Here is a 13528-nt window from a genome sequence, read left to right on the forward strand (position 1 = left end):
AAACCGCGCCGGTTTCCCGGCGCGGCGAATTTTATCCGGTCCTGAAGGTCAGGATCAGTTGCGGTCGTCGCCTTCGCCGTCATCGGCGCCGCCGATGTCGTCGAACAGCTCGGCGATCTCGAACTCGGCTTCGGCATCGGCTTCGGCGGCCAGATCCTGGATGGACTTGCCCTGCGCCTGCAGCTCGGCCTCTTCGGCAGAGCGCGCGACGTTCATGGTGATCGTCGCCTCGACTTCCGGGTGCAGCACGACGGTGACGTCATGCAGGCCCAGATCCTTGATCGGCGCGCGCAGGACGACCTGCTTGCGGTCGACGGTGAAGCCGGCATCGGTCGCGGCGTCGGCGGCGTCACGCGTGGTGACGGAACCGTAGAGCGCGCCCGAATCGGATGCCGAGCGGATGACCACGAAGGTCTGGCCGTCCAGCTTTTCGGCGATCTTCTGGGCCTCGCCCTTCGATTCGGCGTTCTGGGTTTCCAGTTGGACCTTGCGGTTCTCGAACGATTTGATGTTCGCGTCCGAGGCGCGCAGCGCCTTGCCCTGCGGCAGCAGGAAGTTGCGGGCATAGCCTTGCTTGACGTTCACGACGTCGCCCATCTGGCCAAGCTTGGCCACGCGTTCCAGCAGGATGACTTGCATCTTTCAGGTCTCCTTACTTCACGACATAGGGCAGCAGGGCGAGGAAGCGGGCGCGCTTGATCGCACGGGCCAGCTCGCGCTGCTTCTTGGCCGAAACGGCGGTGATGCGCGAGGGCACGATCTTGCCGCGTTCGGAAATGTAACGCTGCAGCAGGCGCGTGTCCTTGTAGTCGATCGCCGGGGCATTCTCACCCGAGAACGGGCAGACCTTGCGGCGGCGGAAGAACGGTTTGTTCGCCATGGTTCAGATCCTCTCAGTTCCGCTCGCGGCGTTCGCCGCGGTCGCCGCCCCGGTCACCACGATCGCCGCGGTCGCCACGATCACGGTCGCCACGCGGACGGTCGCCGCGGTCGCCACGCTCTTCGCGCTTCTGCATCTGGACCGAGGGGCCGTCCTGGTGTTCGTCGACGCGGATGGTCATCACGCGCATGACGTCGTCATGCAGGCGGGCCAGACGCTCCATCTCCTGCACGGCGGCCGAGGGCGCATCTGAACGCAGGAAGGCGTAGTGGCCCTTGCGGTTCTTGTTGATCTTGTAGGCCAGGGTGCGCACGCCCCAGTATTCGTGGTCCACGACCTTGCCGCCATTATCGGCGAGAATGGTCGAGAAGTGTTCGATCAGCCCTTCGGCCTGCGTGTTCGACAGGTCCTGGCGGGCGATCAGCACATGCTCGTACAGAGACATGGCGATCCTTTCGGTTTTCTGCGCATTTCATCGACGGGCCGTCCCTTCCGCACCCGTCACGAGAGGCTGCGCCGTTACACAAGAAGCAGGCGGAAGGATAGGGTTCCATAGCAGCAAATCCTGCGGATGCAAGGTGATTCGCGGCGGGCGGCACCCGTCGGCACTTGCGGCGGATCGGGGCTGCGGGCAGTCTGCGGCGGCGACAGGGAGGGAACGGCATGGCGCTGGAAGACGCGAAGACCCAGGTGGATCAGGCGTTCACGCGGCAAGAGCTGCGGGGCCTGTCCTTCGAGAACGCCTTCGGCGGCGCCACCAGCTTTCTGCGCCGTCGCTATACCAAGGACCTCGCGGGCGTCGACGTGGCGGTGACGGGCATCCCGTTCGACCAGGCGGTGACGCACCGCCCCGGCACAAGGTTCGGGCCGCGCGCCATCCGCGAGGCGTCGGCCCTGCAGGCGTTCGACGCGCCCTATGGCTGGGGCTATGACCCGCTCTCGGTTCTGGACGTGGTCGACTGCGGTGATATGGCCTTCGACTATGCCGACACGCGCGGGGTGCCGGGCCGGATCGAGGCGCATCTTGGGGCGATCCTCGATGCCGGGGCGGCGCCGGTCACGCTGGGGGGCGATCACTCGATCACGCTGCCGATCCTGCGGGCCGTGGCGGCGCGGCGGGGGCCGGTGGCGCTGATCCAGTTCGACGCTCATTCCGACACCTGGGCGGACGACGATCCCGACCGGATCGACCACGGAACGTTTCTTTACAAGGCGATCCGGCAGGGGCTCGTCGATCCTGCCGCCAGCGTGTCGGTAGGGATCAGGACGGACAATCCCGACACCCTGGGGGTGATGATCCTCGACGCGGCCTCGGTCCACCGGGACGGGGTGGATGCGACGCTGGCGCGGGTGCGCAAGGTCGTGGGCGACCGCCCGGTCTATGTCACCTTCGACATCGACGCCCTGGACCCAGCCTTTGCGCCGGGAACGGGCACGCCGGTCTGGGGCGGGCTGGCCAGCTGGCAGGCCGCGGCCCTGCTGCGCGGGCTGGCCGGGGTGGATTTGATCGGCGGCGACGTGGTCGAGGTCTCTCCGCCCTATGACACGACGGGCGCCACGGCCATCGCCGGGGCGCATGTGGCGGTCGAGCTGATCGCGTTGCTGGGCTGGAACCGCCGTGGCTGAATTGCGCGGGGGTATATCGCGCGGGGTTGGTGTTTTCGGACGGAAGAACGTGGCGGGCGGCTTGTCCTGCCGCGGGGTCGGGGGTATGGCGCGATCATGTTGCCCGAAGATCGCCTGATCCAGATCGTCCAGCGGTTCGAGTTTCTCGAGGCGCAGCTGAATGCCGGCGCGGCGCCCGACCAGATCGCGAAGATCAGCCGCGAATATGCCGAGCTGAAGCCGGTGGTCGACCAGGTGGGCCGCTGGCGCGCCGCGCGCGAGGGCCTGTCGGAAGCGCGCGCGATGCTGGAAGACCCCGAGATGCGCGACCTGGCCGCCGACGAACTGCGGCGGCTGGAGGAGGAGATGCCGGCGCTGGAACAGGCGCTGCGCATCGCCATGCTGCCCCGGGACGCCGCCGATGCCCGGCCCGCGATCCTCGAGATCCGTCCCGGCACTGGCGGCGATGAGGCCGCGCTGTTCGCAGGCGACCTGCTGTCGATGTATCGGCGCCACGCCGAGGCGCAGGGCTGGAGCTTCCAGCTGCTGGAACTGACGCAGACCGAGCTGGGCGGCGTCAAGGAGGCCATTGCCCGGATCGAGGGCGAGGGCGTCTTTGCGCGGCTGAAATACGAATCCGGCGTTCACCGCGTCCAGCGCGTTCCCGAAACCGAGTCGGGCGGACGCATCCACACCAGCGCCGCCACCGTGGCGGTTCTGCCCGAGGCGGCCGAGGATGCCGAGGTCGACATCCCGGCCGGCGACATCCGCATCGACACGATGCGGGCCAGCGGGGCCGGCGGCCAGCACGTGAACACGACCGACTCGGCGGTCCGGATCACGCACCTGCCGACCGGGATCGTGGTCACCAGCAGCGAGAAGTCGCAGCACCAGAACCGCGCGAATGCGATGGCCGTCCTTCGGGCGCGGCTTTACGACATGCAGCGGGCGGCGGCCGATGCCGAACGGGCGGCCGACCGCAAGTCCCAGGTCGGCAGCGGCGATCGGAGCGAGCGTATCCGCACCTACAACTTCCCGCAGGGCCGCATGACGGATCATCGAATCAACCTGACGCTCTATGCCCTGGACCGGATCATGGCGGGCGACCTGACCGAGATCATCGACGCGCTGACCGCCCATGACCAGGCGGCCCGGCTGGCGGTGGCGCAATGAACCTGCTGCAGGCGCAGGCCGAGGGTGCGGCGCTGCTGAAGGCCGCCGGCATCGAGGCCGCATCGCGCGACGCCGACCGGATCCTGGCGGCGGTGCTGGAGATTGAGCCGGGGCAGCTGCGGATCACCGACGACCGCGCCCTGACATCGGACGAGGCGGCGCGGTTCCACCGAGGCATCGCCGCACGGGCGCTGCGCCAGCCTGTGGCGCAGATCGTCGGCTTCCGCGATTTCTGGGCGCATCGCTTCAAGGTCACGTGCGACACGCTGGACCCCCGGCCTGAAACCGAATCCCTGGTCGAGGCGGCGCTGGCGCGTCCCTGGCAGACCGTGCTGGACCTGGGTACCGGGTCGGGCGCGATCCTGATCTCTCTGCTGGCGGCGCGCGCCGGGACCACGGGAACCGGCACCGACCTGTCCGAGGCTGCGCTGCAGGTGGCGCGCTTCAACGCCCGCCGGATCGGCGTGAACGCCCGGTTTCGGCAGGCTGACTGGTATCAAGGCATCAGCGGTTCCTTCGACCTGATCGTGTCGAACCCGCCATATATCGCGGCGTCCGAGATGGCGGGGCTGGCCTCGGATGTCCGCGACTGGGAACCGAGGGGAGCGCTGACAGACGGCGGCGACGGGCTCAGCGCCTATCGTGCCATCGCGGCGGGCGCGCGGGGCGTGCTGTCGCCTGGCGGTGCCGTCCTGGTCGAGATCGGTTCGACACAGGCCGACGATGTCGCCGCCATCTTCCGCGCCTCGGGCGCCCGGACGCGCGTGCTGCCCGACCTGGACGGCCGGGACCGCGTGGTGACGGCGGATTTCGCATGATCCGCGGCGAATTGATGCCGGATTCGGGGCATTTTCAGCAGTTTTCCCTTGTCTTGGCTTGCGCGGCATGATTAGTCAGCCATGTGCGACAGGCCAACCGCCGTCGCATGGGTCAGCCTGACACTGCCGATTCCGAAGGGGCGCACGCTGCGTCCGATCCTCGGCGAGGCAGGGCTGAACGGAGAGGTCACCCGCCCCCGTAGCCGTTCGACACCGCCGTCCAGTTCATTCTGGCACCCTGACGATCAGTAACATTACAGACAGACGGATGAGATCATCAAAATCCCGCTCGCGTAGCAAATCAAACCGCCAGCGCACGCTGGGGAACATCGTCAACCGCGTCTTTGACAGCTCGGGGCCAGAGGGGAAGGTGCGCGGCACCCCCCAGCAGATCATCGAGAAATACCTGACCCTGGCGCGCGACGCGCAGCTTTCGGGAGACCGGGTGGCCGAGCAGAGCTTCCTGCAGCATGCCGAGCATTACACGCGGATGCTGGGCGAGGCGCAGCGCGAGATGGCCGAGCGCCAGGCGCAGGGCCAAGGCCATTCGCAGGGCCGGCAGTCCGACGACGACCACGGCTATTCGAACCACGGCTATGGGAACGGCGGCGGCAGCCACGGCTATCACGGCGGCAATGCGCAGGGTGACAGCCACGGCGGCCAGAACGCGCGCCGCGACGGGGGGCGCGATCAGCAGCGCGATCAGCAATCCCGCGACCCGCAGCGCGACCCGCAGCGCGAGCAGCAACCCCGGGATCAGCAGCAGCGTGATCAGCGGCCGCGCGCCGAGGCCCGTCCCGAGCCGACCGAAGCGCTGCCTCCGGTCGAGGCGCCGAGCCTGCCCGAGGTCGTGCAGTCCCACGACGAGAACGCTGCCGAACAGGTCAGCACCCCCGAGGCCGAAGCGAAGCCTGCGCGCAGCCGTACGTCACGGCCGCGGACGCCCCGTGCCCCCGCGGCCGAGAAACCGGCAGCCGAGGCGATTGAGCGCAAGCCCCGCAGCCGCCGCAAGCCTGCCGCGGACGCCGCACCCTCGAACGGGGACGCCGAAGGCGTCGATCGTCCGCCGGTGGAGAGACCTGCGCCGACCGGTGGCGACCAGGACTGATCCCACGAGGGCGTCTTGGCCTGAGGACTTTTCGAGAAACGGAAGGGGCCGCAGCAACGCTGGCGGCCCCTTTTGCTGTCGGCGGCTTCAAACCGCCGAGCGGGCGGCGGAAAGGGCGCGAGCCAGTGCGCAGAAGCGCCCGAGGTCGATCTCCTCGGCGCGGGCGGTGGGGGGGATGGCGACCGACAGAAGAAGCTGCTCGATCTGCGGGTGCAGCCCCTTGAGGCTGGCGCGCAGCATCTTGCGCCGCTGGTTGAAGGCGGCCGCCGTGACCTGCGACAGCACCGCCGGATCGGCCGGATACCGCGGCTGGGCCAGCGCGGTCAGGTGGACTACGGCGGAATGGACCTTGGGCGCGGGCACGAATGCCTCGGGCGGCAGGGACATGACGATGCGGGCGTCGGCGCGCCACTGCGCCAGAAGCGCCAGTCGGCCGTAAGCCTTCGAGCCCGGAGTGGCGACGATCCGCTCGGCCACCTCTTTCTGGAACATCAGCGTCAGCGACTGCCAGAAGGGCGGCCAGTCGCGCGGCGTCAGCCAGCGGATCAGCAGTTCGGTTCCCACGTTGTATGGCAGGTTCGCGGCGATTCGGATCGGCGGCGTCAGATGCGCCAGCGGGTCGATCTGCAACGCGTCGCCGTTGATGACCGTCAGCCGGCCGGGATAGGCGGCGGCGATCTCCTTCAGCGCGGGCAGGGCACGCGGGTCCTTCTCGATGGCCAGGACGTGGCGGGCGCCTTCGGCCAGAAGACCCCGGGTCAGGCCGCCGGGGCCGGGGCCGATCTCCAGCACGTCGCAACCCGTCAGGTCGCCCGCCTGCCGGGCGATCTTGGAGGTGAGGTTCAGGTCCAGAAGGAAGTTCTGGCCCAGCTGCTTCTTTGCGCGCAGGTCATGGGTCGCGATGACCTCGCGCAGCGGGGGGAGGTTGTCGATCATGTCAGCGCCTGTCGCAGAAGGGTCAGGCTTTCGAGGCTCGGCGTCATCCGCGGGCCTTCGCCATGTCCTGCGCCAGCCGAAGCGCCGCGATAGTCGAGGATGGATCGGCCAGCCCGCGTCCCGCGATGTCGAATGCGGTGCCGTGATCGGGCGAGGTGCGGATGAAGGGCAGGCCCAGTGTCACGTTCACGCCGCCGGCGAAGTCCAGCGTCTTGATCGGGATCAGCGCCTGGTCGTGATAGGCGCAGACGGCGGCGTCATAGGTTGCGCGGGCGGGGGGGTGGAACATCGTGTCGGCGGGCAGGGGGCCGATTACGTTCAGGCCTTCTGTGCGCAGGCGGGCGACCAGAGGGGCGATCATGTCGCCGTCCTGCCGGCCCATCGTGCCGCCCTCCCCGGCATGGGGATTCAAGCCCGCGACGGCGATGCGCGGCGAGGTCAGGCCGAAATCGCGCCGAAGGCCGGCATGGGTCAGGCGGATGGCCTCTTCCAGCGCGTCGGCGGTCAGGGCGGCGGGGACATCCTGCAGCGGGATGTGGATCGTGGCCGGCACCACCCGGCAGGGCGGCGTCACCGTGGTCGAGGCGAGCATCATGGCCACTGGCACATCGCCCGCCAGGTGCGCGAGGTATTCGGTATGGCCAGGAAAGGCGAAGCCTGCGCCTTCCTTCAGCGCCTGCTTGCTGATCGGGGCCGTGGTGATGGCGCTGACCTCGCCTGACATGGCCAGGTCGACGGCGCGGGCGATGACGCCGATCACGTCGGCCGCATGGGCCGGATCCGGGGTGCCGGGCGTGGCGGGGCCTGCGAAGCCGTGGCGCAGCACCGGCAGATGTCCGGGCGCCACCGGGTCCGACGGCGACTGCACCTCGGTCCAGGCGGTGCCTTGCGGAAGGTGGCGCGGATCGCCCATCCAGACGGTGTCCACGCCCGAGGCCAGCGCCAGCGGCGCCAGTTCCGGCCCGATGCCCGCGGGTTCGCCGCAGGTCAGCAGCACGCGCGCCATCAGGGGCGCCGGATCACGGCATCGGCGCGCAGGTCGGCCAGAAGCCCGTCGGCCGCCGCGTTGATCTTGGCGTTGAAGAGCTGGTCGCGCACGGCCTCTCGGGTCGGGATGCCAGGGGTATCCGGCTGGGGCACCGCGGCTTCGACGCCGTCGGCGGGCAAGGCGGTGGTCGCGACATCGGCCTCGGCGGCCAAGGCTGGCTGGCGCGAGCAGAGGACGACCAACTCGGCTGCCGTGCCGACGGGGACCACGCCCGCCTCTCCGGCGTCGAGCGAGGCGAGGCGCGTCGCCACCAGCGTCGGGATCTGCGCCTGCGACACGGTCTGGCGCTGCACCTGGGCGGATGCCTCGGGGCCCGCCTGCACGTAAAGGTCGTCGCAGCTGCGTGTGCGGGCCGCCAGTGCCGCGGCCTCGGCAACCGAGGCCATGCGCAGGGTCAGGTATTCCAGCACCTGTTCGCGGGCGCCGGGGCGCAGCGTGCCCTGCGCGTCGCGCAGGAAGAACAGGACCACCGCGCCTTCGACGGGCAGCGGACGCGTCACCTGGCCCGGCTGGAGAGCCGTCACGATGGGGCGCAGCGAGGGCGGCAGGTTGTCCAGCGACAGCATTTCCAGCCGGCCACCGGCCTCGGCCGAGGGCACGGCCGAATACTGGCGCGCGGCTTCGGCGAACTGCGCCTCGGTCGGGCGCGACGCGGCGATGCGTTCGGCCAGCGCAAGGGCCTGGCCCTCCTGACCCGGAGGGGCGGGAATGATCAGTTCCGACAGCAGGACCCGGTCGATGACGGGCGTTTCGATGGCGCGCTGCAGTTCCTGGTCGACCTCGGCATCCGAAATTTCGATCTGCGGCAGAAGGCGGGCGCGGACGACCTGGCGCCACGCGGTGCCGGCCTCGACGAAGTCGCGGAAGACGCCCGCCTCGACCCCGCCCCCTTCCAGTTGGGCGATGAAGCTGGCGGCGTCCAGGCCGGCCCGACCTGCGAATTCCTCCAGTCCCTGCTGAAGCTGCTCGGGCGTGATCTCGACGCCGATGTCGCGTGCCGCCTGCAGGCGCAGGCGGTCGTCCACCAGCGCCTGTTCGGCGGCCTGCGGCGTGGCGTCGGGGGCGCCGATCACCTGCATGAAGCGGACGCGCTGGTCGACCTCGAATCGGGTGACGGCGCTGTTGTTCACATAGACGACCGGCGTGAACAGGTTCTGCGCTGATGCGGGGGCGATGGCGCCCGTGGCCATCACCGCCGCCAGGGCGATACCCGATAGGAAGTGCCGCATTGCTGCCCTCATCTTGGTTCTTGGCCCGCAGACTAGCGCATGCAGGATCGGCGCGCCACCGTGCCCGGCGCGTCTTGTCGCTGTCCGAACCCTTCCAGCCGGATCGACAGGTCGAAGCTGGTTTCCGGCCTGACCAGGTCGGACGTCGTGAAGCGCCGCGACAGTCCGGTTTCCACCGTGATGCATTCGTTGCGATAGGCGACCTGCAGCGATGCCCGCTGCGCCCGGTCGGCCGAAAAGTCGTAGCGCGTCTCGGCCTCTCCCCACCAGCCGTCGGCGATCTGCCAGCCGACATTTCCGATCAGCTCGCTTGCATCGACCTCCCGGCCCTCTTCCTCGTCGCGGTCGATCCACAGATAGCCGGCCGAGACCTGAAGGTCGGGGCGCAGCCAACCAACCCGCAACTCGTTGCGCGAAATCGCGAAGCTGTCGTCGAAGAGCGCGCGGTTGGCGACCGCGAGCCCGGCTCCGCTGTCGTAATGCGCCGCGACCAGCCAGTCAGAGCTGCGGCCGCCGAGCGGCGATCCGGGTGCGAAGTTGTCGGCCTCACGGCTTCGCACGACGCGGCCGCCCGTCAGGCCGATCGTCCAGCCGGTAGGGTCGATGCGCGTCCAGGTGAGGCCGATGTTGGCGCGCAGCCCGGTTTCCCGCACGTCCCAGCCGGGGTAGCGGTTGTCGGAGAACAGGTTCCCCTCGTCGAACTCGATCAGGCGGCTGTCCTCGTTCGGGATGTCGTCGTCCTGTCCGCGCGGGGTATAGAGGACCTGGACGACCGGCTCGACCATGTGGGTCGCGCCGCCGCGGCTGGTCGCCAGGGGCCAGCGAAGCTCCACCCCCACCTGCGGGTCGACGCGCGTCACGATGTCGTCGTAGCGGTCGTCCTGCGCGACGCGGTAGATGTCGGCGTCCAGCCCGGCCAGCGCGGCCGCGACGACGCCACCCGGCAGGATCTGGCTGCGCCGCCAGTCCAGCCCGACCGAGGCGCGCGCCATGTCCCGCCCGATCCGGTCGCGGTCCGACGGGCGGCGGTGTGCATGGGCCGACCATTCCAGCACCGCCTGGCCTCCGACCAGCCCCGGAGAGAAGCGGCGCATCCACACGACGTCGGCGACCTGCGCGGGCGAGGTCGCGCCATCTTCGTCCTCGCGCAGCGATTCGTAGTTGCCGACCCGCCCCCAGACCAGTTTGTCGCGGCGCACCCGTTCCAGCGTGACGCCGCTCCAGAGCCGGTCGGCGTCGGTCACGTCGTAATCCAGCAGGTAGGCCCGGTCCGAGGCCGACTGCAGCTGCACCCCCAGGCGGTAGCCGCGCGGCAGGTCGAAGCGCGCGATGCCGAACAGGTAGCCGCGCGTGTCCCCCTCTCTCAGATCGTCGCGGGTAATGGCGCCGTTCCATTCGGTCGCGCCGTTGGCGAAGGCCTGGCGGTACCGCAGTTCCAGCGTGCGGGTGCGGTCCAGCGACAGGTAGGGCGTGAAGGTCAGGTCGGCGCTGTCGCCGAGCGTCTGGAAATAGGGCAGCTTGATGCCGAATCCCAGGCCGGAGGTCGTGCGGAACTCGGGGCGCAGGAAGCCCGACCGCCGTTCCACCGTGGGGTCGGGGGCGGTGACGGGGAAGGGCACATAGGCCAAGGGGATGCCGAAGGCGCGCAGCTGCGGGTGGTCGAAGGTGATCAGCCGTGTCTGGGCATCGTGGGTGATGCGGCGGGCGCGGATCTCCCACAGGGGCGTCGGGTCGCTGGCGCAGATCTGACAGGACGATGCCACGACCTGGCTCAGTTCGCTGATGCGGCCGTCGTCGCGCCGTTCCAGCTGGGTGGCCGCCAGTTGCAGTTCCCGCGCCAGCACCAGGCGGGCGCCGAGGATGATGCCGTTCTGCAGGTCCTGGTCCAGTTGCGCCGAATCGGCGATCAGCACGGCCTCGGCTTCCGGATCGGCGGCGCCGGGGCGGGACAGGTGGATCGGGCCTTCGATGGTCAGCGCACCGGTTTCCCCGTCCACGGTGACGCGGGACGCAACCAGCCGCGCGCCCTGGTGCCAGATCACCACGCCGCCTGCCGCGACCAATGTCCGGTCGCCCCGCAGCACCACGTTGTCGGCCAGCACCGTGGCCGGACTGGATTCGCCGCCAGAGAGGTCGGTGCCCGGCAGCGTCAGGCGGGTGTCGGGCGCGGCGCTGGCCGGCGCCATGACCGAGGGCGTGCGGTCGCCCACCGGGTCGCTGCCGAGGCTCGGCGCGGCCGGGGCCAGCGCCGACACGCCGCGATCCCCCATCGGCGCGCCCGGCATGTCGGGCAAAACCTCGCCGGGCGTGTCGAACAGCGTCTGCGCCGCAGCCGGAGAGGCCAGCGCCGTGGCGCCGGCCAGCGCCGCGGCCAGCAGCCGTGCCCGGGGCTGGGTCTTCTGCACGCGCGGGGTCATCCGTCCTCCCGTTTCAGGATCAGGGCCATGGCCAGCAGGGCGCCGACCAGCGGCGGGGTCCAAGCCGCCATGGCCGGTGAAATCTGACCGTTATCCCCAAGAACCTGCGCCAGATTGCGCAGAAAGAACAGGGCGATCCCGGCGCCGAATGCCACCAGCACCGCCGCGCCGGTGTTGCGGCCACGGACGTGCTGCATGGTGAAGGCGGCAGCGATCATCACCATCGCGGCCATCAAGAACGGGCGCGCCAGCTCCATCTGGAACCAGACGCTGTGGCGGGCGGCGGAAAAGCCGGCGCGCTCCAGCCCCGCGATGAAGGTGGGCAGCTGCCACACCGGCACCGATTCGGGCCGGCCGAACCCTTCCCGGATGCGCTGCGCCGTCAGATCCGACGCCAGCCGCAGTGTTTCGCTGCGCAGCACCTCGGCCTGGGGGTTGCCGCTGTTCAGCGGAAAATCCGCTACGTCCGTCAGTTCCCACGCTCCGGGGATCAGGCGGGCCTTGCGCGCCTCGATCCGGCGGATCGGGCCTGCATCGGCGCCGAAGACCATGAAGCTTGCCTCATAAAGGGTGACGGCGTCCGGGCTGGCCCGGCTGGCCCGGATGACGATCTGGCCGGCTTCCTCGCCATCGCTTTGCATCGCCTGGCGCAGCCAGACGGCACTGTCGCCCACGCTGACCGTCTGGCTGCCCGCGCGGTCGATCTCGGCCACGGCATCGTCATAGAGCGCGCCCGTTGCCGCCACCAGCGGATTGAGGAGCCCCACCGTCAGCGCCCCCACGGCGACCGCCGTCAACGACGGCGCGGTGATCACCCGCAGCGCCGACCGCCCCGACGCGCGGATCGCCACCATCTCGGAACTGCGGGCAAGTCCAAGGAACAGCGCGATGCCTGCCAGCACGGTCATCAGCGGCAGGATGGAATAGAAGCTGCCGGCGATGTTCAGCGCCGCCAGCCGCGCCGCGCCGCCAAGGCCGATGCCGCGGTCCGAAAAGCGGCGGATCATCTCGATCATGTCGATCAGGAACAGGATCAGCAGGAAGACCCCCGCGATCAGCAGGAAACTGCGCAGAAAGCGTTTCGCGACATAGCCGGCCAGGATCATGCCGCCACCCTCGGCCCGCGCGGGCGGCCCGCGAACCACAAAAGCCCCGCCGAAAGCGCCGTGCCCACCAGCGCCGGCAGATAGAGCAGCGGCCACAGCGCCGGGTTCCGGCCGACCTGGTTCGCCGCCGCGTTCGACAGGAACTGCACCAGGATCAGGCCGAGGATCGCCCAGCCCACCTGACGCCAGACGCCGAAGCGGGAAAAGCTGCCGATCATCAGCGTGGCAAAGCCGATCATTGCGGCGACCGGCGACAGCAGGGGCTGGGCAATGCGCTCGTGCGCCTCTCGGTGGGCGTCGGCGGGGGTGGCGCCGGTGGCGTCCAGAAGCTGCGGGTCTGGGTCCAGAAGCCGCAGGGTGCCATAGTCGCGCAGGTCGCGCCCGCGGTTGCCGCGCCCGCCGAACATCGCGCCGATGTCATAGCCGAATTCTTCGAACCGGGTCACGGACAGGCGGGGACCGTCGGTGCCGGCGTGCAGGTTCTGGGCCATGCCTTCCAGCAGGACCAGCACCGGCCCCGTATCGGTTCGCACCACCAGCGCCTCTTGCGCGGTATAGGTGACGCGGTCCCGGGGATCACGCGCGTCCTCGATGAAGAGGTCCAGCAGCCGTCCGTCGGCGGCCACGTCGCGGATGAACAGCGTCACGTCGTCCGTCGGATACTGGAACGACCCCGGACGCAGGAACTGCGCGGTCACGTTCTCGGCAATCTCGGCGCTGCGGTCGGCCAGCCGCGCCCGCGCCATCGGCACCAGACCGTGAACCAGCACCGCGACCATCAGTCCGACAAAGAGGCCGAAGACCAGCACCGGCCGGGCCAGCCGCCAGGGCGACAAGCCAGCGGACTGCATGGCCACCAGCTCGGATTCGCCCGACAGCCGGTTCGTTCCATAGGCGGTCGCCGCGAAGGCCGCCACCGGCAGCACGACCGAGATGACCAGGGGCAGCGTCAGCGCCGTGAATTCCAGCACCACCAGCGCCGTCTGGCCGTCGTTCAGCAGGTCGTCGAACAGGCTGACGGCGCGGTTGATCCAGTAGACCGACACCAGCACCAGCGCGAAGAATCCGAACAGCATCAGCAGCTGGCCAAGGATATAGCGGTCGATCCGGGGCATGGGCGGCCTTCTTCGCGCGAAACGTTTCGCCTTGCTTAGCCGCAAGGGCGGCTCTGGAAAAGGGCCGGACGGGGGGCTAGGGTCGGCCGAACC

Annotated in this window: 13 protein-coding genes; 4 read left to right on the plus strand and 9 right to left on the minus strand. The window is 69.7% G+C overall.

What is annotated here, in order from left to right:
* Window positions 1-54: 54 nt before the first annotated feature.
* The 3 genes from rplI to rpsF are packed head-to-tail and all read right to left on the minus strand — an operon-like array spanning window position 55 to window position 1325.
* Entirely contained in the window at window positions 55-639 is a 585-nt protein-coding gene (gene rplI, locus OC159_RS00255) for a 50S ribosomal protein L9 (protein ID WP_265499151.1), read from the minus strand.
* Between the two features lie 13 nt (window positions 640-652).
* Complete coding sequence (gene rpsR / locus OC159_RS00260; protein WP_103173059.1) at window positions 653-880, minus strand: 30S ribosomal protein S18; 228 nt, start codon at window positions 878-880, stop codon at window positions 653-655.
* 13 nt (window positions 881-893) lie between these two features.
* Entirely contained in the window at window positions 894-1325 is a 432-nt protein-coding gene (gene rpsF / locus OC159_RS00265; protein ID WP_265499152.1) for a 30S ribosomal protein S6, read from the minus strand.
* 218 nt (window positions 1326-1543) lie between these two features.
* Between rpsF and speB the strand changes: the two genes are divergently transcribed.
* The 4 genes from speB to OC159_RS00285 all read left to right on the plus strand — a co-directional run bounded on the left by speB (window position 1544) and on the right by OC159_RS00285 (window position 5584).
* Entirely contained in the window at window positions 1544-2506 is a 963-nt protein-coding gene (gene speB / locus OC159_RS00270; protein WP_265499153.1) for an agmatinase, read from the plus strand.
* A gap of 96 nt (window positions 2507-2602) precedes the next feature.
* Entirely contained in the window at window positions 2603-3658 is a 1056-nt protein-coding gene (prfA, locus tag OC159_RS00275; RefSeq protein WP_265499154.1) for a peptide chain release factor 1, read from the plus strand.
* On the plus strand, window positions 3655-4476 hold the full coding sequence (prmC, locus tag OC159_RS00280; protein WP_265499155.1) for a peptide chain release factor N(5)-glutamine methyltransferase: 822 nt from the start codon (window positions 3655-3657) through the stop codon (window positions 4474-4476). The genes prfA and prmC overlap by 4 nt, the downstream gene beginning before the upstream one ends.
* 268 nt (window positions 4477-4744) lie before the next feature.
* The gene (locus tag OC159_RS00285) at window positions 4745-5584 is read left to right on the plus strand and encodes a DUF4167 domain-containing protein (protein WP_265499156.1); all 840 of its coding nucleotides are present in this window, start codon (window positions 4745-4747) and stop codon (window positions 5582-5584) included.
* 87 nt (window positions 5585-5671) lie between these two features.
* On the opposite strand, the gene rsmA is transcribed toward OC159_RS00285, so the two are convergent.
* Genes rsmA through lptF form a run of 6 tightly spaced genes read right to left on the minus strand, consistent with a single transcriptional unit; the run spans window position 5672 to window position 13435 of the window.
* Window positions 5672-6520 (minus strand): 16S rRNA (adenine(1518)-N(6)/adenine(1519)-N(6))-dimethyltransferase RsmA, encoded by an 849-nt coding sequence (gene rsmA, locus OC159_RS00290; RefSeq protein ID WP_265499157.1) that lies wholly within the window; start codon window positions 6518-6520, stop codon window positions 5672-5674.
* Window positions 6521-6563: 43 nt separating this feature from the next.
* On the minus strand, window positions 6564-7529 hold the full coding sequence (pdxA, locus tag OC159_RS00295; protein WP_265499414.1) for a 4-hydroxythreonine-4-phosphate dehydrogenase PdxA: 966 nt from the start codon (window positions 7527-7529) through the stop codon (window positions 6564-6566).
* Window positions 7526-8797, minus strand: a complete 1272-nt coding sequence (locus OC159_RS00300; RefSeq protein ID WP_265499158.1) for a peptidylprolyl isomerase — start codon at window positions 8795-8797, stop codon at window positions 7526-7528. The genes pdxA and OC159_RS00300 overlap by 4 nt, the downstream gene beginning before the upstream one ends.
* A 32-nt stretch (window positions 8798-8829) precedes the next feature.
* Window positions 8830-11214 carry an LPS-assembly protein LptD gene (locus tag OC159_RS00305; RefSeq protein WP_265499159.1) on the minus strand — a complete coding sequence of 795 codons (2385 nt, stop codon included), beginning with the start codon at window positions 11212-11214 and terminating at the stop codon, window positions 8830-8832.
* Entirely contained in the window at window positions 11211-12320 is a 1110-nt protein-coding gene (lptG, locus tag OC159_RS00310) for an LPS export ABC transporter permease LptG (protein WP_265499160.1), read from the minus strand. The genes OC159_RS00305 and lptG overlap by 4 nt, the downstream gene beginning before the upstream one ends.
* Entirely contained in the window at window positions 12317-13435 is a 1119-nt protein-coding gene (gene lptF / locus OC159_RS00315) for an LPS export ABC transporter permease LptF (protein WP_265499161.1), read from the minus strand. The genes lptG and lptF overlap by 4 nt, the downstream gene beginning before the upstream one ends.
* Between the last annotated feature and the right edge of the window lie 93 nt (window positions 13436-13528).

Source organism: Paracoccus beibuensis (assembly GCF_026162625.1).
Lineage (GTDB): Bacteria > Pseudomonadota > Alphaproteobacteria > Rhodobacterales > Rhodobacteraceae > Paracoccus > Paracoccus beibuensis.